Source organism: Faecalicoccus sp. LCP19S3_E2 (genome assembly GCF_052121255.1).
Classification (GTDB): Bacteria; Bacillota_I; Bacilli_A; order Erysipelotrichales; family Erysipelotrichaceae; genus Faecalicoccus.
Window position 1 is genome coordinate 262,806 of sequence record NZ_JBQKEP010000002.1, and the last position, 21,125, is coordinate 283,930.

The 21,125-nt window shown below is 38.0% G+C and carries 21 protein-coding genes; 16 read left to right on the forward strand and 5 right to left on the reverse strand.

Annotated features, from left to right (window positions below):
* The first annotated feature begins 3 nt into the window (after window positions 1-3).
* From hxlA to ACTQX6_RS03235, 5 genes are all read left to right on the forward strand, one after another.
* A complete protein-coding gene (gene hxlA, locus ACTQX6_RS03215) occupies window positions 4-636 on the forward strand; it encodes a 3-hexulose-6-phosphate synthase (RefSeq protein ID WP_168964993.1) in 633 nt (210 codons plus the stop codon).
* A complete protein-coding gene (hxlB, locus tag ACTQX6_RS03220; RefSeq protein ID WP_168964992.1) occupies window positions 636-1,202 on the forward strand; it encodes a 6-phospho-3-hexuloisomerase in 567 nt (188 codons plus the stop codon). Before hxlA ends, hxlB begins: the two co-directional genes overlap by 1 nt.
* Window positions 1,203-1,268: 66 nt before the next feature.
* Window positions 1,269-1,913: a dihydroxyacetone kinase subunit DhaL gene (dhaL, locus tag ACTQX6_RS03225; RefSeq protein ID WP_272002749.1), complete on the forward strand. Its 645-nt coding sequence runs from the start codon at window positions 1,269-1,271 to the stop codon at window positions 1,911-1,913.
* A gap of 28 nt (window positions 1,914-1,941) precedes the next feature.
* A complete protein-coding gene (locus tag ACTQX6_RS03230; RefSeq protein ID WP_272002752.1) occupies window positions 1,942-2,616 on the forward strand; it encodes a hypothetical protein in 675 nt (224 codons plus the stop codon).
* A gap of 276 nt (window positions 2,617-2,892) precedes the next feature.
* Window positions 2,893-4,653, forward strand: coding sequence for a DUF885 domain-containing protein (locus ACTQX6_RS03235; protein WP_294687902.1), 1,761 nt, complete (start codon window positions 2,893-2,895; stop codon window positions 4,651-4,653).
* A gap of 84 nt (window positions 4,654-4,737) precedes the next feature.
* Here ACTQX6_RS03235 and ACTQX6_RS03240 read toward each other — a convergent pair whose 3' ends face one another.
* Window positions 4,738-5,361, reverse strand: coding sequence for a LemA family protein (locus ACTQX6_RS03240; RefSeq protein WP_117446101.1), 624 nt, complete (start codon window positions 5,359-5,361; stop codon window positions 4,738-4,740).
* Window positions 5,362-5,381: 20 nt separating this feature from the next.
* A complete protein-coding gene (locus ACTQX6_RS03245; RefSeq protein WP_294687906.1) occupies window positions 5,382-6,401 on the reverse strand; it encodes a TPM domain-containing protein in 1,020 nt (339 codons plus the stop codon).
* Window positions 6,402-6,536: 135 nt separating this feature from the next.
* Here ACTQX6_RS03245 and ACTQX6_RS03250 point away from each other — a divergent pair, with 135 nt between their 5' ends.
* From ACTQX6_RS03250 to ACTQX6_RS03275, 6 genes are all read left to right on the forward strand, one after another.
* The gene (locus ACTQX6_RS03250) at window positions 6,537-7,262 is read left to right on the forward strand and encodes a hypothetical protein (protein WP_278909108.1); all 726 of its coding nucleotides are present in this window, start codon (window positions 6,537-6,539) and stop codon (window positions 7,260-7,262) included.
* A complete protein-coding gene (gene tig, locus ACTQX6_RS03255) occupies window positions 7,259-8,536 on the forward strand; it encodes a trigger factor (protein ID WP_294687910.1) in 1,278 nt (425 codons plus the stop codon). Before ACTQX6_RS03250 ends, tig begins: the two co-directional genes overlap by 4 nt.
* A 65-nt stretch (window positions 8,537-8,601) precedes the next feature.
* Window positions 8,602-10,905, forward strand: coding sequence for an endopeptidase La (gene lon, locus ACTQX6_RS03260; RefSeq protein WP_117446105.1), 2,304 nt, complete (start codon window positions 8,602-8,604; stop codon window positions 10,903-10,905).
* A gap of 1 nt (window position 10,906) precedes the next feature.
* Window positions 10,907-11,479: a ribosome biogenesis GTP-binding protein YihA/YsxC gene (yihA, locus tag ACTQX6_RS03265; RefSeq protein WP_117446106.1), complete on the forward strand. Its 573-nt coding sequence runs from the start codon at window positions 10,907-10,909 to the stop codon at window positions 11,477-11,479.
* A gap of 221 nt (window positions 11,480-11,700) precedes the next feature.
* Entirely contained in the window at window positions 11,701-13,110 is a 1,410-nt protein-coding gene (locus ACTQX6_RS03270; protein ID WP_441657226.1) for an amidophosphoribosyltransferase, read from the forward strand.
* Window positions 13,111-13,112: 2 nt separating this feature from the next.
* Window positions 13,113-13,607, forward strand: a complete 495-nt coding sequence (locus ACTQX6_RS03275) for a nitroreductase family protein (protein WP_272002771.1) — start codon at window positions 13,113-13,115, stop codon at window positions 13,605-13,607.
* Between the two features lie 57 nt (window positions 13,608-13,664).
* On the opposite strand, the gene ACTQX6_RS03280 is transcribed toward ACTQX6_RS03275, so the two are convergent.
* Complete coding sequence (locus tag ACTQX6_RS03280; protein WP_294687915.1) at window positions 13,665-14,177, reverse strand: DUF1836 domain-containing protein; 513 nt, start codon at window positions 14,175-14,177, stop codon at window positions 13,665-13,667.
* Between the two features lie 118 nt (window positions 14,178-14,295).
* Between ACTQX6_RS03280 and ACTQX6_RS03285 the strand changes: the two genes are divergently transcribed.
* The gene (locus ACTQX6_RS03285) at window positions 14,296-15,141 is read left to right on the forward strand and encodes a DegV family protein (protein ID WP_117446110.1); all 846 of its coding nucleotides are present in this window, start codon (window positions 14,296-14,298) and stop codon (window positions 15,139-15,141) included.
* Window positions 15,142-15,164: 23 nt separating this feature from the next.
* On the opposite strand, the gene ACTQX6_RS03290 is transcribed toward ACTQX6_RS03285, so the two are convergent.
* Both ACTQX6_RS03290 and ACTQX6_RS03295 read right to left on the reverse strand, forming a co-directional pair.
* Entirely contained in the window at window positions 15,165-17,099 is a 1,935-nt protein-coding gene (locus tag ACTQX6_RS03290; protein WP_294687918.1) for an NAD(+) synthase, read from the reverse strand.
* 60 nt (window positions 17,100-17,159) lie between these two features.
* Window positions 17,160-17,753, reverse strand: a complete 594-nt coding sequence (locus ACTQX6_RS03295) for a LexA family protein (RefSeq protein WP_195222131.1) — start codon at window positions 17,751-17,753, stop codon at window positions 17,160-17,162.
* A gap of 132 nt (window positions 17,754-17,885) precedes the next feature.
* Here ACTQX6_RS03295 and ACTQX6_RS03300 point away from each other — a divergent pair, with 132 nt between their 5' ends.
* The 4 genes from ACTQX6_RS03300 to ACTQX6_RS03315 all read left to right on the forward strand — a co-directional run bounded on the left by ACTQX6_RS03300 (window position 17,886) and on the right by ACTQX6_RS03315 (window position 21,112).
* The gene (locus ACTQX6_RS03300; RefSeq protein WP_294687923.1) at window positions 17,886-19,148 is read left to right on the forward strand and encodes a Y-family DNA polymerase; all 1,263 of its coding nucleotides are present in this window, start codon (window positions 17,886-17,888) and stop codon (window positions 19,146-19,148) included.
* Complete coding sequence (locus ACTQX6_RS03305; RefSeq protein ID WP_294687926.1) at window positions 19,145-19,456, forward strand: YolD-like family protein; 312 nt, start codon at window positions 19,145-19,147, stop codon at window positions 19,454-19,456. Before ACTQX6_RS03300 ends, ACTQX6_RS03305 begins: the two co-directional genes overlap by 4 nt.
* A 106-nt stretch (window positions 19,457-19,562) precedes the next feature.
* The gene (locus ACTQX6_RS03310) at window positions 19,563-20,684 is read left to right on the forward strand and encodes a cation diffusion facilitator family transporter (RefSeq protein WP_294687929.1); all 1,122 of its coding nucleotides are present in this window, start codon (window positions 19,563-19,565) and stop codon (window positions 20,682-20,684) included.
* A complete protein-coding gene (locus ACTQX6_RS03315; RefSeq protein WP_294687931.1) occupies window positions 20,681-21,112 on the forward strand; it encodes a MarR family winged helix-turn-helix transcriptional regulator in 432 nt (143 codons plus the stop codon). Before ACTQX6_RS03310 ends, ACTQX6_RS03315 begins: the two co-directional genes overlap by 4 nt.
* Window positions 21,113-21,125: the final 13 nt, after the last annotated feature.

Genomic DNA, 21,125 nt, shown 5'->3' on the forward strand with positions numbered 1-21,125 from the left:
TTTATGAAACTACAATTAGCATTAGATGAATTTCAGATGGATGAAGCATTAGTGTTGGCGCACAAAGTAGAAAAATATGTTGATATTATCGAAATTGGCACACCATTTGTGATTGGCTATGGTATGCAAGCCGTGCGTCGTTTTAAAGAAGAATTCCCAGACAAAGAAATACTATCTGATGAAAAAATCATGGATGGTGGATATTTGGAATCCAAACTGGCTTATGATGCAGGTGCAGAATATGTTACAGTTTTAGCCGCAACAGAGAATTTAACTATTAAGAGTTGTTTAAAAGCGCGAGACGAATATAAAAAACAAGTTGTAGTGGATTTTGTAGATATTACGAATCTTGCAGAACGTGTTAAAGAATGTGAAGAATTAGGGGTAGATGTATTGGCGGTTCATACAGGTGCCGATCAACAAGCGGCAGGAAGAACACCTTTGGAAGATTTAAAGGTAATGACTAGTGTTGCCAAACATACAAAGATTGCAGTTGCTGGAGGAATTAATAGTAAAACAATTGATCAATATGTGGCACTTAATCCAGATATTATTATTGTAGGTAGTGCCATTGGACATGCAGAAGATCCTGTGGAAGAAGCTCGTTTAATTAAAACGGCTATGGAGAAAGCATAATGGAACCTTGTAAAAATTTAAAAGCAATTGTAGATGAATTAGCTCAAGATGCCGCACAAGTGAGTCAACAACATGTCGAAGATGTTGAGAATTTAATTATAAATGCAAAAAGAGTATTTATTGCTGGAGCAGGAAGATCTGGATTTGCCGCTAGAGCATTTTCAAATCGATTAATGCATTTAGGATTAGATGTTCACTTTGTTGGAGAGCCAACTTGTCCATCTATTAGAGAAGGTGATTTACTAGTTATTGGTTCTGGATCAGGCAAAACAGAAAGTCTTGTTACAAATGCAAAAAAGGCAAAACGAGAAGGAGCTAAGCTTGCAACGATTACTATTCATCCTGACAGTGAGATTGGCTCTATAGCTGATGCATATATTCAGATACCTGGTATTTCTTCACGAGTAGAGGGAACCGGAGTACAAAAAGCACCATCTATACAACCACATGGTTCATCTTTTGAGCAGTTATCATGGTTGATCTATGACAGTATGGTTGTTGATTTAAAAGAAAAACTAAATCAAACACAGGACCAAATGGATTATAGACACGCAAATATGGAATGATTTAAAGAGTTGAGCTATTCATTGCTCAACTCTTTTGACAAATGATAAAGAGAAAGAGGTCATAGTATGGAGTATTTAGTAAATGAAAAAAATGCAGGTATTATTTTAGAAATCTCAGATAACATTCATCAAAATGAAAAGTATTTAAGTGAGTTGGATGGCGCTGCCGGGGATGGCGATCATGGTGTAAATATGAATAAGGGATTTTCTTTAGCTAAAGAGAGAATACAGACAAATATGTCATTTTCGGAAGGTTTAAATATTTTACGAAAAGTATTAATGGAAGAAATTGGCGGTAGTATGGGCCCTATTTATGGAACCTTGTTTACAAAAATATATCGGACAATTAAAAGAGAAAATATTATCACGGCGGAATTATTTTTATCGGCGTTACATAACGCAGTAACAGGCTTAATGGATTTGGGCGGGGCAAAAGTTGGAGACAAAACTCTTTTAGATACATTATGTCCGGCAACAGAAGCATTTAAAAAAGCATTGGAAAATGGTAATAGTTTTACTGAATGTTTAACTGCTATGAGTGTAGCTGCTATAAAAGGAAAAGAGAGTACTAAACTTATGGTTGCAAAAGTTGGTAGAGCTTCTAGATTAGGAGAGCGTAGTAGAGGGCATATTGATGCAGGGGCTGCATCCTGTTGTGTTATTCTGACATCTATGGCAGATGCAATTCAGGAAGTTATGGTTTTAGACTGACCAATGCATTTATAGAAAGGAATTTTGTATGAGCACACCTATTATAGTTTTAATTGCTATTACTCTATTTTTAAGTTTTATATTGCCTTTTGTTTTAAGAAGAATTTATTATCAAAAGTTGTTTTTAAATCTTGAACAGAAGAAAATAGACGAACTGAATCTATTACTTGATTCTATTTTATGTAAATTACTCTTTAGACCTTTTAATAGAGAATTTTTAAGATTAAATGGTTATTTAATAAATGATGATTCAAAACATATTGATCAACAATTTCATCTTTTAATAAATGAGATGCAATTAAACCAAAAGCAATCTTTGTCAGTTTTAAATAAAGCATTTAATTACTATTTGTCTAAAAAAGATAGAAAGCATACTCGAGAAGTATTGGATGAACTGAAGAAAAACCAAATTTCGAAAAACGAACTTAAAAATAAGGAAATGCTATATGACATTATTGTAGAGAAAAAAGCTACTTATGTTAATGAAATTTTAAAAATGATAGAAGAACAGTTGAAATCTAGTGCTAATTTATCAAATGGAGCAATAAAATATCGTATAAGTGTCTTACAATATCTACTTGGGCTTCAATACAGCTATTTACATGATACTAAGAATATGGATAGGTATTTTAATTTGGCACTTGAAGAATTAAAAGGTACTGCATTTGAAAAGGAGATACAAAGCATAATATCAGAGATATAAAATAGTGCTATCTTATGTCTTGCTGAAATACATAAATTATTAGAAAACATACTATTCAATTAACTTTTTTTTGAATAAGGAAGTTAAATCAGTATAGAGTGCATAGTTATTCATACAAAAACCTAGTAAAAATTTTGAATTTATTTCATACTAAAATTGAAATACATGTAAACTAAAGCCTGGCTGAATTGTTGTGATTTGGCCAGGCTTTTCTTATACATTGTAGAGAAGTCATAGGATTTCTGATACACTTGAATCAGAAAGGATAATAAAAATATGCCAAAAAAGATTGGAGTTTTATTACTTTGTTTTGTCGTGTTGTTGAGTGGTTGTTCATCATCAAATAAGACAGCTTATAAAGAAGAACCGGAAGAAGAATTGACGGAATACCAGGAAGAATTTAATGACTTCCTAAAAGATCAGTTGGTGGAAACACTGGAATCGGATTATTATACACTTCATTCATATTTAAAAGATCCTGAGACCTATGATATTGATAGTGCAAGCGTAGAAAAGACATTTGGTCGTATGGATGCGGAAAGTATGGAGGAAAATCGAAAAGAGATTCAGGAAACGCTTGATCAGCTGCAGGCATTTGATTATGAACAGTTAACCGATCAACAACAAGATACCTATGATATCTTTACTTATAATATGGAATGTTCAAAAGAACTTAGTGATCCTAAATTTGACTATATTGCTTCGGCATTTTCACCGATGACCGGAATTCATGTATCATTTCCTACTATCTTTGCGGACTGGACTTTTGATAGTGAGCAGGAGTTAAAAGATTTGATTTTGATGATCCAGGATGTGGATGATTATACACAAAGTGCTATAGATTATACATACATTCAAAATGAAAAGGGATATCTGTGTTTAGATTTTGATTCGATCTTATCATATTGTGAAAAGATTTTGGATAAGGGCGTAGAGAGTTCGGTTTTAAAAGGATTACAGGATCAAGTTGATGCATTGGATTTGAATAGTGATCAAACAAAAGCTTATAAACAAGAGCTGGAACAGGCATTTTCCGATTCTTATTTAAAGGCTTATGAGTTAATCAAAGCTGCAATGCTGGATCTCAAACAAAACGGTAATAATCATCCAAATGGTCTTGCTTCCTTTGATGTTGGAAAAGAATATTATTCACTGTTGATGAAGAATAACACAGGCTCTGATATGGAAGTGATCGAAGTGGAAGATTTGATGGATACGGCTTGTAAAGAGCATTTACAGACATTTATTGAAAATGCCGATTCAGACATGAGCTTTCTTTTTACATCTACGAATTATACAGGCTATGAGCAGATGTTAGATGATATTCAAGATCAGATGTTTGATGATTTTCCAAAGGTGGAATCATTAGAGTATGAAATCAAAGATATGGAAGAAGATGTTGCCAGCGATAATGGAGTGGCTGCTTATTTTCAAATTCCGGAGATCGATGGGGATCTAAAAGGACAGCTGCGTGTCAATCCCAATAACAACAATATGAAAGCCATTGATACGTATATGACGGTTGCTCATGAAGGTATGCCGGGACATATGTATCAATATAACTACGCACAGGAACATATCAGTGAACCACTTCGTTGGTCTATTCTGGCCAGCAGCGCTTATCAGGAAGGCTATGCGACGTATGCACAGCACTACAGCCTGCGCTATTTAAAAGGCATCAAGCCAAAACAATTAAAAGCCTATAGTGAATATATGTTGGTGATTTATGATGCATTGGTCTTGGCTGATATCGGAATTCATTATTACAATTGGGATCAGGAAAAATGTCAGAAAGAGATCGAAGAAAACTATGGCATTACGATTGATGAGAAACAATACAACCAGCTGTTATATACACCTTGTGCCTTTGAACCATATTATACGGGCTATGAACAAATCATGGATTTAAAAGAAAGAGCTAAAAATACGTTAAAGTCCGATTATAATGAAAAAGAGTTTCATACAATCTTGTTGAATTGTGGACCGGCTCCTTTCTTTATAGTTGAAGAGAATATGGCAAAAGCATGGAAAGCATAAAAAGAAGACTGTGTTTGCATATAATTAAATTCAAGATTTTAGAGTGAAGAAAAGACTGCTTGTGCAAGATAAGCAGTCTTTTCTTTAATCAAAATTGACTTCCGGTGCGCTTTGTGCCTCTTGGGATGCCTGATATTTATCCATCGTATGAAAGCCCATCATGCCGGAAATGATATTATTTGGGAATTTTCGAATTGTTGTATTGTACTCTTGAACCGCTTCGTTGTATTCTTCACGAGCTACACTTAATCGATTTTCAATACCTTCTACACTGGTCATAAAATCGGACATGAGTTGTGTACTTCCAAGTTCTGGATAGGCTTCCATGGCAATGTGAATGTCACGAATGATTTGTGAACTGGCGGCATCTGCACTTTCCAGATCGGATGTCGAAGCACTGGAATCGATGGTCATATTTCCGTCTTTATCTACGGAAATACCCTTTGTTCCGCTGCGCAGTGCGGCAATCTCCTGATAGACTTCGCTTTCATGATCCATGGCACCTTGTACACTTGGCATCAGCTCGTTGATCTTATCCAAACGAGATTGTAGGGAGCTTTGAATATTTGCCTGTCTGGTTGTCACATTTTCTTCTAGTGTCACCATATTATTGTAAGGACCGATCAATAAAGCACCAGCCAGTACGACAACCACACCAATTACGATTAGTACGATGCCCCATCCGGGGATTTTTTTCTTTGTATTCATGATAACCTCATTTCTATATTTTACCAGCTTCCGCCGGCTCCACCACCACGGCTTGAACCACCGCCGCCTCCGGAGAATCCGCCAAAACCACCGGATCCCAAGCCGTTACCAAAGCCGCCTCCATAATGTCTTCGTCTGGAACCGGATAAGATACTGCCCCAAAGCAGGGCTTCTAAAAGCTCATCTTCATTGTTTCGAGAAGAATGATCTTTACGGGAAACAATGATCAACACATAATCTTTTTGTAGAGAACCGGTCTTTTGAAGAAAGATCTTTGTTTTTCCGGTTTTATGGGCTTGAATTTCACCGTTAGGTTGTACGCTGACAACGCTGGGATCCTGACTGGAAACCAGAATGCTTTCGGATTCAAAATCATAACCTTTGATGTTTAAGGTCGTTTTCTGCCCGGGAACCATATATAAGGTAGCACCGGATCTTGTCTTTCTTTGTGTAGATAAATAGATGGCACCTAGTAAGATTGCAAAGATCGGCAGCAGCATGATCCATTCGATACCATCTTCCTCTTCGGTTTCTTCAACCGGTGTTCCGGTTTGATGATCCTCGATGACTTGAACGGTTTGCGTATAAAGCTCTTTAATGCCGGTCGAATAGTCTTCCTTTTGAAAGTAAGGAACCAGATAATCCGTTTGCAGATGCTGACTTTTGATATCGGTGATCACATCTTCCAAGCCACGGCCTACTTCCATATAGCGAAGCTTATCTTCGATGCTTACGATAAACAAAATACCATTATCTTTATCCTTATCACCCAGCTGATACTTTTTAAATGTTTGATAGGCAACCTGCCGTATATCTTGATCATGCAGGGTATCTTCTGTGATAAAGACAACCTGTGCACCGGTTTCTTGTTCCAGCCGGTATCCAAGCTTATTTAAATCTTCTTCCGTATTTTCATCTACGATATTGGCATGATCGTTGATATAATCATCAATGACCAAGGTATCATCGGCATAGATTTGCAGGGGGCAAAGACAGGCCAGGATACCAAGAAGTAAGGGAATACCGTATCTGTATTTCATAACTCTCCTTTCCTTTTTAACAGTATAGCATGGATCGGCTATAAAAACCTTGAAAATCCTTGCTTTCGCAAAGGGGCATTCATTGATTCTTGTTTACAGTTATGGTAAACTTTATATGTTTCGCTAGGAGGTACGATGAATTCCTATTATCAGTCTTTGATTGCCGAAATACAAAAGAAGATCGATGGAAAAGCGTATCAGGAAGCGTACGATTTAATTCATCAGGAGATATCACTTCCGTATGTGCCGCAGGATTGTCTGGCCATCCTGGAATCGTATCAGCAGGAGTGCTTACCGCATATCCGAAAAGAACATACTTTAGGGATGGATACGATCCTTTCATGGATCTATGAAGATCCTTCCAAACAGGAGCAGGTCATTCCTTTTATGAAGGATCTAAACTTACGGCAATATACCAGGGAAGTGCAAGATCTATTGAATGCTGAACTTCTCGATGAAAGCAAAGGTGAATTGATTGAATATTTGATGGAACAAAAAATTGATACACCTTTCAAAATAGAAAAAAATGGATTGGACATTACCTTTATTCCCAGTTCGATTCTTTCAGAAGAAATTGATCCGGTTGTATTAGAGGTACGGGCAATATTGGATGCCTGGTTTTCAGATGACGATCCCGCTTTTCTAAATTTCTGTATGACCTTGCTTCATCAGGAGATCCTTATCAGGCGGCCTTTTGATCTAAGTGAAGAAGAAGCTTTGCCGATTGCCAAAGCCATTGTTCGTTTAGTTTATGCGGCTTTGATGCGTGATGATGAATTGGAAGATTTTACAGAAAAGAAAGATTTGACAAAAGTTCAAGACACGATCTTATGGATTGAAAGAAGAGGAGAATTCAAATGATTACAAAATGGACATTGAACGAACATGCAAATGGTGTGCTGGAAGTAGAAGTGGATGGTGACATCTGGACAAAAGCACAGAAGAAAGTTTTCAACAACCTGAAAAAACAAGTGAACTTAAAAGGATTCCGTAAAGGACATGTTCCGGAAGCTTTGATTCGTAAACAGATTCCATCACAGATGGTTTATGAATATGCTGCAGAAGAAGTCGCAAACGAAGCTTTGGCTAAAGGAATCGAAGAAAATAAATTGGAATTGGTTGCCCGCCCAACTTTAGAAGTGAAAGAAGCCAATGATGAAAAAGTAACTTTGGTATTTAACTGTATCGTTATGCCGGAAGTCACTTTAAAAGAATACAAAGGTTTAGACATCCACAAAGAAGAAGTAAGTGTAACGGATGAAGATATCGAAGAAGAAGTAAAACGTATTCAGAATCGTTATGCGGACTGGGTACTTCGTGAAGAAGATCAGGCTGCCGAAAACGGGGACCAGGTAACGATCGATTATGCCGGAAGCATCGATGGTGTTCCATTTGATGGCGGTTCTGCCGAAAACTATCCTTTGGAATTGGGTTCAGGAGCATTCATTCCAGGTTTTGAAGAACAGTTAGTTGGCGTAAAAAGCGGAGAAGAAAAAGATGTTGTCGTAACTTTCCCGGAAGAATATGGTGCCAAAGATCTAGCCGGAAAAGAAGCGGTATTTAAATGTACTGTACATGACATCAAATATAAAGAATTGCCGGAAGCTAACGATGAACTGATCCAGAAGTTAAAACGTGAAGGTGTGGATACACTGGAAAAATACAAAGAAGTCACAAAAGAAGATCTGACAAAACGTAAAGAACAGCAGGCTGAAAATCAGTTTACCGATGCCTTGGTTTCCAAAGTCACAGAAGATGCTGAAGTAGAAATTCCGGAAGTGATGATTGCCAATGAGATCGATCGTATGTATCGTAACTTCGAAAACCAGATGGTTCAATCTGGATTTACGGCTAAACAGTATTTGGAAGCCAGTGGTCAAAGCGAAGAAGACATTCGCAGTATGATGAAACCGGAAGCTGAAAAGAGCGTTAAGACAAGCCTGGTATTGGAAGCGATCGTAAAAGCAGAAGCTATTGAAGCCAGTGATGAAGAAGTTGAAGCTGAATACAAAAAGCTAGCTGAAAACTATGGTATGGAAATCGATCGTATCAAACAGTTGATTTCGGTTGACAATATCAAATATGATCTTGCGCAACAAAAAGCAATTGAGTTGCTAAAGAATTCTGTAAAGTAGTAAAATAGAATCGTAAAAAAAAGGCGCCTGGCGTCTTTTTTAAAAGGGAAAAGGAGGTTGTACATATGTCTCAAACATATCCTTTAGTATGTACACGGGGCGTGATTTTGTTCCCGGAACAGGAAATCGTAATCGATGTAGGGCGTCAGCCGTCCTTAAAAGCAATTGAAAATGCACAGGAAAACTATGAAGATAAAGTTGTCTTGTTTTCACAGATCGAACTTCAAAAAGATGATCCGACCATGGATGATATCTATAAAGTCGGAACACTTTGTGAAATTCGTCATGTACGACGTTTTGAAAACTTTTTACGAATCAAGTTTAAAGGCTTGGATCGTGTGCAGTTAAACGCATGGGAGCAGGGCAGCCTGAGTGACATAGCCCAGGTTGATATCTTACACAGCTATCGTCAGGATGAAATGGAAGAGGTAGCTCTGGTTCGTATGATCGCCAATGAATTTGATACGATGGGCAATGCGGAAAAGTTCTTGTCAAAAGAATTGATCATTGAACTGTCCAAAGGAATTGGTGCCGATCTTTTAAGTGATCGTGCGGTACAGGCTTTTCCTTTAAGTACGGAAAGAAAACAGAAATATCTGGAAACATTGGGAATCAATGATCGTTTAGAGATGTTGTTGGCCGACATGGAAAAAGAAAAGAAAATGTCGGAAGTTGAACAGAAGATCAATGAAACGGTCAAAGAGCGCATTGATCAGGGACAAAAAGATTATTATCTGCGTGAGAAGATGAATGCCATTCGTGAAGAATTAGGTGACATCGGATCACAGGATCAGGATGCGGAAAAAATTCGTAAACGTTTAGAGGAAAATCCATATCCGGATTATATCAAGAAGAAGGTTACAGAAGAATTGCAGCGTTATGAAATGCTGCCTATGGCATCCGGAGAAACCGGTGTCATCAAAAACTATATTGACTGGCTGATGGACCTTCCCTGGTGGCAGGAAACACATGATAACGAAGACCTAAATGAGGCACAGAGAATTTTAGATGAAGATCATTATGGCCTGGAAAAGGTCAAAGAACGTATCATGGAATATTTGGCCGTTAAGCAGATGACCAATTCACTAAAAGCGCCAATCTTATGTCTGGTTGGTCCGCCGGGTGTTGGTAAAACATCTTTGGCTCGCAGTGTAGCCCGCGCCTTAGATCGTCACTTTGTGAAAATCTCATTAGGTGGTGTTCGTGATGAAGCGGAAATTCGTGGACATCGACGCACTTATTTAGGCGCTTTGCCGGGACGCATCATTCAGGGAATGAAAAAGGCACAGGTCACAAATCCGGTATTCTTAATTGATGAAATTGATAAAATGGCTTCCGATTATAAAGGGGATCCAAGCTCTGCCATGTTGGAAGTATTGGATCCGGAACAGAACTCTATGTTCTCTGATCATTATATTGAAGAAAGCTATGATCTTTCCAAGGTTTTATTTATCGCAACCGCCAACTATCTGGAAAATATTCCACCGGCTTTGCGTGATCGTTTAGAAATCATCGAGCTTTCCAGCTATACAGATATTGAAAAGACCAATATTGCCAAAGAGCATTTGCTTCCAAAACAGCTGGAAGAAAATGGTTTGAAGCCAAATCAGTTAAAAGTCAGCGATAAGATGCTTTTATATCTGATTCGCTATTACACAAGAGAGGCCGGCGTTCGTCAGCTGGAAAGAACGATTGCGACGATTTGTCGTAAGACAGTGCTTGCGATCTTAAAGGATGGAAAACGCTCGATTACTTTAAATAAAAAGCTGATTCACGAATGGTTAGGCAATGAAAAAGTGGATTACGGTAAAAAAGAGAAAAAGGATCAGGTTGGAACCGTAACCGGACTTGCTTATACCAGCTTTGGCGGCGATATCTTACAGATTGAAGCCAATAAGTTTGATGGCCATGGCAAACTGATCCTGACAGGACAGTTAGGCGATGTCATGAAAGAAAGCGCCAGTATTGCCTTAGACTATATTCGTGCACATGCCAAGGAATATCATATCGATTCCAGTGATTTTGAAAAGCTGGACGTTCATGTGCATGTTCCAGAAGGTGCGGTTCCTAAGGATGGGCCTAGTGCCGGTGTTACGATGACAACCGCTTTAGTTTCCTGCTTCAGTAATATTCCTGTAAAGGCAAACATTGCGATGACAGGAGAAGTAACACTTCGTGGAAATGTACTTCCAATTGGCGGTTTAAAAGAAAAATCGCTGGCTGCACATCGAAGCGGAATCGATACGATCTTGATTCCTCGTGGTAATGTCAAAGATTTGGACGAGCTTCCACAGGAAGTAAAAGATGCGGTGACATTTATTCCAGTTTCCAATGTGAAACAAGTCCTGTCACACGCACTGGTTCAGTAATATGCAGGCGACATTTGTCATCAGTGCCGTTGAAAAGGAACAATGGCCAGATTCCAACCTTCCGGAAGTTGTAGTCGTAGGCCGAAGTAACGTTGGGAAAAGCTCCTTTATCAATGCACTGACCAATCGCAAGCGCCTCGCCTATGTAGGAAATACACCCGGAAAAACACGCTTGATCAATTTCTTTGATATTGATGGTACTTGGATGTTAGTGGATGTACCAGGCTACGGTTATGCTCGTATGTCCAAGGAAATGTTGAAGAAGATGGGAAAGATGATGGAAGATTATTTTTCCCAGAGAGAGCAGCTAAAGCTTGCGATTCAACTTGTCGATGCCAGACATGATCCGACCAATGACGATCTGGATATGATCGAATATTTTAAATCGTTACAGATTCCGATCTTGTTGGTGGCAACTAAGATCGATAAGATTCCTAAGACAAAGCGAATCAAAGCATTAAAAAATATTTCACAGAAGCTGCAATTGCCATTAAAGAACATCTATGGTATCAGCAGTACTGAAAAGATTGGCTTTGATGAAGTTTATCAGGCGATATTAAACCAAATTCAATAGATTCTCTGGCTGCGTTTATGATACCTGTGTTCTGAAAAACCATCAATTAAACGACGTAAAAAAATGAACTACCAAGACTACAAAAAGAATGGATTGTAAAACATACTTTTGATTGATTGTTGTACCCTTTAAATAGATATGTTGTACTTTTTAAACTTCAATTGTCTGAAATATAAAAATTGTGTTACACTGATAATACATTTTTAAAAAAGGAGAACGTTATGAGTGGATTTTTTGGGGTAGCTTCAAAAAAAAGTTGTGTTTTAGATTTGTTTTTTGGTACAGATTACCATTCACACTTAGGGACACGTCGTGCTGGTATGGCTGTATATGGAAAGAATGGTTTTAACAGAGCCATTCACAATATAGAAAACAGCCCGTTTCGTACTAAATTTGATAAAGATTTAGATCAGTTTGAAGGTGGTCTGGGCATCGGTTGTATTTCAGACTTTGAATCACAGCCCTTACTGGTTCATTCTCATTTAGGAAGCTTTGCGATTACTACCGTAGGTCGTATCAACAATCTGGACGAATTGAAGGAAAGTTGTTTTCAAAACGGAATGACACATTTCTTTGAAATGAGTACAGGTGGCATCAATCCAACAGAATTAGTGGCAGCCTTGATCAATCAAAAGGCCAGTTTAGTGGAAGGTTTACGTTATGTGCAGGATGTTGTAGAAGGCAGTATGAGCATATTGATCCTGACAAAATCGGGTATTTACTGTGCTCGTGATAAGGTTGGTCGTACACCCATTATCATAGGTGAAAAAGATACAGGATATTGTGCAACATTCGAAAGCAGCGCCTTTTTAAACTTAGGATATCATCACTACAAAGATATGGGTCCTGGTGAAATTTTGTATATGACTCCTAATGGTGTGGAAGTGAAACAAGAAGCCGGGGAAGAAATGAAGATTTGTTCGTTCTTATGGGTATATTATGGTTATCCAACCAGTACTTATGAGGGCGTCAATGTAGAATGTATGCGCAATCGTTGCGGGGAAATTTTATCAACAAGAGATACAAATGTCGAAGTCGATAGCGTAGCCGGTGTTCCGGATAGTGGAATCGCCCATGCGGTAGGTTATTCAAATGTGACAAAAATACCATTCTCCAGACCGTTTATCAAATATACACCAACCTGGCCTCGAAGTTTTATGCCAACCAGCCAGTCACAAAGAAATATGATTGCCAAAATGAAGCTGATTCCGGTTCAGGAGCTAATCAAAGATAAAAAATTGTTGTTGATTGATGATTCGATCGTTCGTGGAACCCAACTGGGAGAAACAACAGATTTTCTTTATCAGTCAGGTGCTAAAGAAGTTCATGTACGTCCTGCCTGTCCACCAATCATGTATGGATGTAAATATTTAAATTTTTCACGCTCCAGTTCGGAAATGGATCTGATCACAAGACGTGTCATCAAGGATCTGGAAGGTGAAAATGTCAGTGATGAAGTATTAAAAGAATATGCAGATCCAGATAGTGAACGTTATCAAAATATGTGCGAAGAGATTCGCAAACGCTCTAAGTTTACTTCGCTTCGTTACCATCGTTTAGATGATATGATTGAATCTATCGGTTTGCCAAAATGTAAGCTTTGTACGTATTGTTGGGACGGAGAGGAATAGCCATGAATGCGATATACGAGCGCACGAGTGTTCGTCAGTTCACTGATCAAACATTGACACAGGAACAAGTCAATGCCATCTTAAAAGCTGGATTTTTTGCACCATCGGCACGAAACCTACAGCCTTGGTATTTTGTGGTGATCGAAAAGGAAAGTCTGATTCGTCAATTGCAGGAGTTTTCGCCTTATGCTTCTCCTTTACAAACCGCCACACTTGCGATTGTGGTTTGTGCGGATTTATCAATCAATCCCAGTACGGATTATTGTCAACAAGATTGTGCAGCAGCTACCCAAAATATGCTGGTTCAGGCCAAAGAATTAAGTATCGGTTCTTGTTGGATGGGTGGATATCCTAACCAGGACAGAATCGAAAAAATAAAAGAAGTCATTGATTTACCAGAGCATATTCTTCCTTTATGGATTCTTGCCTTTGGTATCCCAAATCAAAACCCACCAGTAAAAGATAAATGGAATGAGGAAAAGATACTCAGACTTTGAGTGTCTTTTTTTCTGCGATCTTACAAAAAAGAACCAGTAACTTCTAATCTTATAGCGTTATTGGTCCAACAAATAATATTCTGTATAGATTTTTAAAACAATAGAAGATACTACATTACATAAGAGTTCTTCTTCTTTAGAATGATATTTAGAATGAATGGAATCTAAATTTCCTTTTTTCATCACTTCATGCAGATAAATCTCAAAATATACAGAAAACTTATCATAAGCCGCTTTATAGTTCGATCCCGGAATTTTTGCCTGAATATCGATCAGACTGGCAATTCCCGATAATGTATAACAGCGTTTTAAAATACAGACAACCATTAAATATGCCAGATGCTTCGATGTATAGTGTTTTTTTACAGGTGGATCGACAATACTGTTTTTAACATAATTGTTGACCATGCTGTTGGTTAAGATTTTTTCCTGATTAAAATATAAGGGTTCCAGCTTTTGTGTGATCCACAAAACAACCTGATCCATGTATAAATCAAAGTCCGGAAGATCTTTCCATCGGGGACATCGAAACGCAATAAGTTTTTTTTGAATGTTTCCTTTTTGCTCCATGGAAGAAGTGTAACACAATTATAATAACTAATCAAACTAGTTTTAAAGACTAGATATATTGACTTTAAAAACTATTAATGATACTTTAATGATAGAGTTGTCCAAGGAGGATTTTTAAATGTTTCATATTGTTACAGATTCATCGACACTATATTCCATTCAGGAAGGACAAAAGAAGGGAATACGTGTTTGTCCGCTTCATGTTAACATTGATGGAGAAAGCTATAGAGATTTTGAAGATATTACCAGTACTCGTCTTTTAACGCTTATCAAACAAAAGAAAGTTCCCAGTACGTCGCAGCCTTCTATCGGAGATAAGATCGATACCTATAATGAACTGACTAAAGATGGAGAAGTATTGGATATTACCATGGCCGATGGTTTAAGTGGTACTTACGAAAATGCGATGCTGGCAAAAGAGCAATGTGAGCATCCGGAAAGAATTCATATTTTTAATTCCATGACACTTTGTGGACCTCATCGCCTGTTGGTGGATGAAGCTGTAAAAATGAAGGCAGAAGGTGCTTCTTTGGAACAAGTATTGTCTATGTTGGAGAAATCCAGAGAAAGTGATTTATCGTTTTTAATTCCTTTTGATTTCCAATTTTTGCTTCGGGGAGGACGTGTTCGTCAAATCGAAGCCGGACTTGGTGGTTTGTTGAAACTTATACCCGTGATGCAGAAACAAGATGACGGAAAAGCTTTAGTCAAATTTACAGTAACACGAACATATACGAAAGCTTTAAAATCGATTTTGGAAGAATGTGATAAGAAACATGTTGATGAGAATTATACTTTCTTTATTACGCATGCTTTTAATGATGAGTTGGCTTTTGAAACACAAAAGAAGCTAAAAGCAAAATACCCAGAGGCAAAAATCATCATTTCTCCGTTATCACCGACGTTTATTACGCAAGGTGGACCAGGTTGTATTGCGGTACAGATGTTAAAGATTGAAAGGTGAATATAAAAGAAAACGACCCAGATTTAATCATTCTGGATCGCTTTTACTTGTGAAAGCCATAGATTGCGACTGGCATCGCTTGGCATACGCCAGTCACCTCTAGGTGAAAAACAAATAGAACCGACTTTGACACCATCCGGCATACAGTTTCGTTTGAACTGCTGTGCAAAGAAACGAGAATAGAAAGTTTGTAGAGCTTTCTGGATCGTTTCTTTTTTTATGGATGGAAAAGCTTTAAGACATAGAGCATAGATCTTTTGCGGTTCTTCATGAAAACGCAACATATGATATAAGAAGAAATCATGCAGATCATAGGAACCTAATACTTCTTCTGTTTTTTGTTGGATGTTTCCTTTCTCATCCGGTGGTAATAGCTCAGGTGATACCGGTGTATCGCAGATATCCATCAGTACATCACAAAGTGGTTGGTTGCCTTCTTTTTTTGCTTTAAGGGCAAAGCTTTCTACAATGTAGCGAACTAAGGTCTTGGGAACGCTGGCATTGACGGCATACATGCTCATATGATCACCATTATAAGTACACCAGCCAAGAGCCAGTTCACTTAGATCACCGGTTCCTACTACAAACCCGTTGTATTTATTGGCTAGATCCATAAGAATTTGTGTTCGTTCTCTGGCCTGTGAGTTTTCGTAGGTAATATCATGCTGATTTATATCGTGGCCAATATCTTTAAAATGTTGATAAACTGCATCGGCAATGGAAATTTCTTCACGAGAAACCTGCAACAACTGCATCAGTGTATGAGAGTTGTTTTTTGTGCGGTCTGTCGTACCAAAGCCAGGCATAGTAATCGCATGGATTCCGGCAGGATCTAAATGACAGATTTTAAAGGCTTCATGACATACCAATAAAGCCAGAGTGGAGTCCAATCCACCACTGATACCGATGACAACACTGTTTCCATGGATTTTCTTTAAACGGGTTGCCAGCCCTTGTGCCTGAATGCGTAAAATATCCTGACAGCGTTCCATGCGTTTTTCCATCTGTTTAGGAACAAAAGGATAGGCATCCATATTTCGTTTTAATTCAATGGTATCTATAGGCTTGCTGGCAAAAGAGATGACCAGTGTATTTTCTTCTTTTTCTTCCATGCTCGTTTTAAAATGCATACGATCGTGTAAAAGATGCTGAAGATCGATTTCACTAACGATATATTCATTGGTATCCTGCATTGTCTTTTCAGCTAAAAGACTGCCGTTTTCCGCAATCAGATTGTGTCCGCTAAAGACCAGATCGCTGCTGCTTTCATCCGGGCCGGCACTGGCATAGACATAGCCGCTGTAACATGCAGCACTTTGATGTAAGACCAGATCTTTTCGATAGCTTTGTTTGGAGATAATTTCGTTGGAAGCGCTGCAGTTACAAAGAATGTTGGCACCGGCTAAGGCAAGGCGGGAACTAACGGGAATCGTTACCCATAGATCTTCACAGATTTCCACACCGATGCAGGCAGAAGTTGTCTTATCTTTAAACACAATTTGATTGGATACCGGTACTTCTTTTCCAAAAAGAGAAATGGTCGCATTTTTCTTGAGATCCTTGGCACTGGAAAACCATCGCTTTTCATAGTATTCGTTATACATCGGCACATATGTTTTTACATAGATGCCTAATACTTCCTGGTTAAAGCATACTGCAGCACAGTTATACAATTTGTCATCAATGGCAAGGGGAAGTCCTACAATGACGACCTGATTGTCAGGAATGTTTTGTACCAGCTCTTCCAGGGCACTTTTACTTTCTCTTAATAACAAATCTTCATAAAAAAGATCCTGACATGTATAACCGCTGATACAAAGCTCCGGAAATACGGCACACTGGGTATCTGCAGGCAGTTGCTTTAAAACCGCAAGGATCGATCGTACATTGGCTTGCGGATCACCAATGGCTACCGATGGGGAACAGGCAGCTACTTTATAATATTGAAATCGTTTCATAATCACACTCTTTTCATTATTTCTAGTATAGTCAATAACACGATCAAAAAAAAGGTTTTGTTATTCAAAGTCTGTTCGTACAAAGCGCACCCGCCCTAAAATACGAACAGGAATTTCTTCGATTTCCTGAGGGGTAAAGTATTTAGGCTCATATTTAGGATTGGAAGCTTCTAAAATCATGAGATTCTTTTTATAGCGCACTTTTTTGACTGTGGCTTCTTCACCAATCAGCACGACTGCGATTTTTCCATCTTCTACTACATCACATTTTTGTACATAGACAAGATCGCCATCGTAAATGTGCGACCCTTCCATGGAATCGCCTTGAATGCGTAAAAAATAATCGCCTTTTTTGGCATCACTGGCGTTGACTTCAACATATCCTTCGATCTGCTGCTCGGCAAATAAATCATAGCCAGCCTTGGCAAAGCCTAAAATAGGTTTGACACACTCACCGTCATCATTGAGAACTTTTTCGATGTCACAATCTAAGACATGAGCAATTTTTTTAAGCGTTGTTTTCTTTAATTCGGTGCTTTCTTCATTGATCCATCGATAATAGGTGGAAGTAGAAACGCCGATTTTTTGAGCCATGGCGGCATGATTCAAATTATTCTGTAGTTCGTATTGAATCAAAAGTTCTTTTAAACGCATAGTATTCCTCCGTGCTTATATCATAACAGAAAAATCTATATTTTGCGAAATAAAAGGATAAAAAAGTTAAAAATTTCCCAAATCTATCTTGAATTTAGGAAATTAAATCGTTACTATGACAATGGTGATTCGATGAAGAATAAACAGAAACAATATTTGTGCATTGATTTTAAATCGTTTTATGCCTCCGTGGAATGTGTAGAAAGAGGTCTGGATCCTTTTCAAGTCAATTTAGTGGTGGCCGATCCCGATCGGGGCGGTGGAGCCATTACTTTAGCCGCAACACCGGCTATTAAAAAATTAGGCGTACCAAGTCGTGGGCGGATCTTTCAGATTCCTAAGAATATTTCTTATAAAATAGCACCGCCACGCATGCACTTATATATGGAGTATGCCGCAAAGATCTATGGAATTTTTCTAAAATATATTTCACCGGATGATATTGTCGTATATTCGATCGATGAATCCTTTTTTGATGTGACCTCCTATCTAGAGTTGTATCAGACAACAGCGCCTAAACTGGCTAAAAAAATCATTGCGGATGTATATGAGCAGACAGGTATAACATCGGCAGCCGGTATTGGAAACAATTTGTTTTTGGCAAAGGTGGCCCTGGATATTACGGCGAAGCATGCACCGGATAATATAGGTATTCTGGATGAAGATACCTTTTATAAAACATTGTGGCATCATCAGCCATTAACTGATTTTTGGATGATAGGACAGGGAATTTCTAAGCGATTGTATCGATTGGGAATTCGTGATTTGTGGCAGGTGACTAAATGCCCACCAGAGATTTTATACAAGGAGTTTGGTGTTAATGCCGAGATTTTGATCGATCATGCCTGGGGGAAAGAATGTGTGGAAATTCAAGATATCAAAGCATACCAGCCGCGCTCGAATTCCATATCTAACAGTCAGATTCTTTTTAAAGACTATAATTATGAGGACGCTTTGATTATCTTAAAAGAGATGGTGGATGCCAATGTTCTTGTTTTGACACAACGACATCTGGTTACTGACCATATCGGTTTGTTCGTCGGTTATTCAAAGGATGTGCGCAAGGCCAGTCGCGGCTCTTGTGCTATCACCAATCGAACGAATTCCTATTCTTTATTGATGAAAGAGTTTGTCTTGTTGTATGAAAGAATTACCGATCGAACAGCGCCGATTCGTCAAATTGCTATTACATTAGGCCATGTGCGAGATGAAAAATATGAACAATACGATTTGTTTACCGATACAGAAAAAGTTTTGCAGGAAAGAAAACTTCAGCAGACATTGGTACAGATTCGCGAGCGGTTTGGTAAAAATGCTGTACTAAAAGGCATCAGTGGACTAAATCAGGCAACGGCAAAATACAGGAATCAGACGATTGGTGGTCATAAGGCATGATGTCCCGGCAACAAAGAGCGTATATCTTTCAGGCCTTTGATGCCTTGAAGGGCTTTCGAGAGCTTTTAAGAGAGAAAGAACGAATCGTTGTCGAAAAACGAGAATTGTCGGAGGATGATCTGGAAATACTGAATAGAAAGATTCATCAGATTCAAAAAGGAGATATGCTGCAAATAGTTTATTATGATGAAAAAGAATATGTTCAAAAAACAGGAATCATCAGTAAAATTGATTTCGATCAAAAAAATATTCAAATGGTAAAGGAAAAGATAGCATTGGATTGTATTGTTGAAATAAGATTACTGTAATCTCGTTGACTTTGGTCATTGGAAATTCACATCGATAAAGCATAATACTTGTCTATTTATATTTTGCACAATATAATTTTACAAAATATAATTACCAGGAGGTACTATGGAATCGTTGCGACAAAAAGTGATTATGCGTACAAGCTGGATCGGTATTGGAACAAATCTTCTGCTATCGATCATGAAGGTCGTTTTAGGGGTTTTATCGAATTCGGTGGCAATCTTAATGGATGCTGTCAATAATATTTCCGATGCGGCCTCTTCATTGATTACGATTATAGGAACTTGGCTGGCTGCCAAAAAACAAGATCAAAAACATCCATTTGGTTATGGGCGTATTGAGTATTTCAGTACTTTATTGATTGCTATGTTGATATTTTATGCGGGAGTGACCTCACTAAAAAAATCAATAGAGGCTTTGCTGGTTCCACCCGTCCCTGATTATCAGAATATAACGTTGTTTTTTCTTGCGATTGGTGTCTTTGTGAAATTCTTGTTAGGAAGCTATTTTCGTAAAGTCGGCAAAGATGTACATTCTGATTCTTTATGGAATTCGGGAACAGAAGCACTGTTTGATGCAGTTGTATCGATAAGTACTTTGATTGCTGCATTAATCTATTTGTTGACTAAGATCTCAATAGAGGCATGGCTCGGTCTTTTGATTTCTGTGTGGATCATAAAATCCGGATTTTTCATGTTGAAAGAAATTATTTCAAAATTACTGGGAGAAAGGATCAATGTCAAATTGGCACAAGATATTTTAGAATGTATTGAAAAAGAAGAAGGGGTATATGGAGCCTATGATCTGGTATTGAATGATTATGGACCTGATACCTATACAGGCTCTGTGCATGTAGAAGTATTAGATACGTGGAATGCGGATCAAATAGACCAATTGTTACGAAAATTACAGAAAAAGGTGTATCAGCAATGCCATGTTTTTTTAACGGCTATTGGTATTTATGCACGGAATACGACAAGAAAAAAAGATCGGATTCTTCAAAATCGAATACAAGAGATCGTCATGTCACATCCGTATGTATTAGAGGTTCATGGTTTTTATATTGAGCAAAGAATACGTCAAATTCGCTTTGATACTGTGATAAGTTTTGAGTCTCATGACCGACAGAAGGAGGTTGAAACAATTCAAAAAGAATTGGAAGATAAATATCCGGATTATGATTTTTACATTACCCTGGATACCGATTTTGGACAAGGGAGCAGATGAAAAATATGCATTATGAACAGCTTCTACTAAAAAATCAGTTGTGTTTTCCATTGTATGCGGCAAGTCGCAAGGTCATTAATCTTTATACACCTTACTTTAAAAAACTAGACATTACATATACACAATATATTGTGTTCATGGTTCTAATGGAAGAGGATAGTATTTGTATTCGAGATTTGGGAAAACGCTTGTACCTGGATACAGGTACATTAACACCTTTATTAAAAAAAATGGAGTCAAAGGGTTGGATTCTGCGACAAAGAAGTCAACAAGATGAACGTTCTGTATTTGTATACCTGCAAGAACCGGGAAAGAAAATGATTGAAAAGTTGAGTAAGATCCCTTCTTGTATGCATTTATCTCTTACTTTAGATGAAAAAGAGATAAACGAACTATACCGTCTTTTGTACAAAATTATAGAAAACTAAGAGAAAAGAGGAC

Bases quoted from the DNA above. Each gene is read 5' to 3' on its own strand.
- hxlA (WP_168964993.1), top strand. From the start codon at position 4: ATGAAACTACAATTAGCATTAGATGAATTTCAGATGGATGAAGCATTA.
- hxlB (WP_168964992.1), top strand. From the start codon at position 636: ATGGAACCTTGTAAAAATTTAAAAGCAATTGTAGATGAATTAGCTCAA.
- dhaL (WP_272002749.1), top strand. From the start codon at position 1,269: ATGGAGTATTTAGTAAATGAAAAAAATGCAGGTATTATTTTAGAAATC.
- ACTQX6_RS03230 (WP_272002752.1), top strand. From the start codon at position 1,942: ATGAGCACACCTATTATAGTTTTAATTGCTATTACTCTATTTTTAAGT.
- ACTQX6_RS03235 (WP_294687902.1), top strand. From the start codon at position 2,893: ATGCCAAAAAAGATTGGAGTTTTATTACTTTGTTTTGTCGTGTTGTTG.
- ACTQX6_RS03240 (WP_117446101.1), bottom strand. From the start codon at position 5,361: ATGAATACAAAGAAAAAAATCCCCGGATGGGGCATCGTACTAATCGTA.
- ACTQX6_RS03245 (WP_294687906.1), bottom strand. From the start codon at position 6,401: ATGAAATACAGATACGGTATTCCCTTACTTCTTGGTATCCTGGCCTGT.
- ACTQX6_RS03250 (WP_278909108.1), top strand. From the start codon at position 6,537: ATGAATTCCTATTATCAGTCTTTGATTGCCGAAATACAAAAGAAGATC.
- tig (WP_294687910.1), top strand. From the start codon at position 7,259: ATGATTACAAAATGGACATTGAACGAACATGCAAATGGTGTGCTGGAA.
- lon (WP_117446105.1), top strand. From the start codon at position 8,602: ATGTCTCAAACATATCCTTTAGTATGTACACGGGGCGTGATTTTGTTC.
- yihA (WP_117446106.1), top strand. From the start codon at position 10,907: ATGCAGGCGACATTTGTCATCAGTGCCGTTGAAAAGGAACAATGGCCA.
- ACTQX6_RS03270 (WP_441657226.1), top strand. From the start codon at position 11,701: ATGAGTGGATTTTTTGGGGTAGCTTCAAAAAAAAGTTGTGTTTTAGAT.
- ACTQX6_RS03275 (WP_272002771.1), top strand. From the start codon at position 13,113: ATGAATGCGATATACGAGCGCACGAGTGTTCGTCAGTTCACTGATCAA.
- ACTQX6_RS03280 (WP_294687915.1), bottom strand. From the start codon at position 14,177: ATGGAGCAAAAAGGAAACATTCAAAAAAAACTTATTGCGTTTCGATGT.
- ACTQX6_RS03285 (WP_117446110.1), top strand. From the start codon at position 14,296: ATGTTTCATATTGTTACAGATTCATCGACACTATATTCCATTCAGGAA.
- ACTQX6_RS03290 (WP_294687918.1), bottom strand. From the start codon at position 17,099: ATGAAACGATTTCAATATTATAAAGTAGCTGCCTGTTCCCCATCGGTA.
- ACTQX6_RS03295 (WP_195222131.1), bottom strand. From the start codon at position 17,753: ATGCGTTTAAAAGAACTTTTGATTCAATACGAACTACAGAATAATTTG.
- ACTQX6_RS03300 (WP_294687923.1), top strand. From the start codon at position 17,886: ATGAAGAATAAACAGAAACAATATTTGTGCATTGATTTTAAATCGTTT.
- ACTQX6_RS03305 (WP_294687926.1), top strand. From the start codon at position 19,145: ATGATGTCCCGGCAACAAAGAGCGTATATCTTTCAGGCCTTTGATGCC.
- ACTQX6_RS03310 (WP_294687929.1), top strand. From the start codon at position 19,563: ATGGAATCGTTGCGACAAAAAGTGATTATGCGTACAAGCTGGATCGGT.
- ACTQX6_RS03315 (WP_294687931.1), top strand. From the start codon at position 20,681: ATGAAAAATATGCATTATGAACAGCTTCTACTAAAAAATCAGTTGTGT.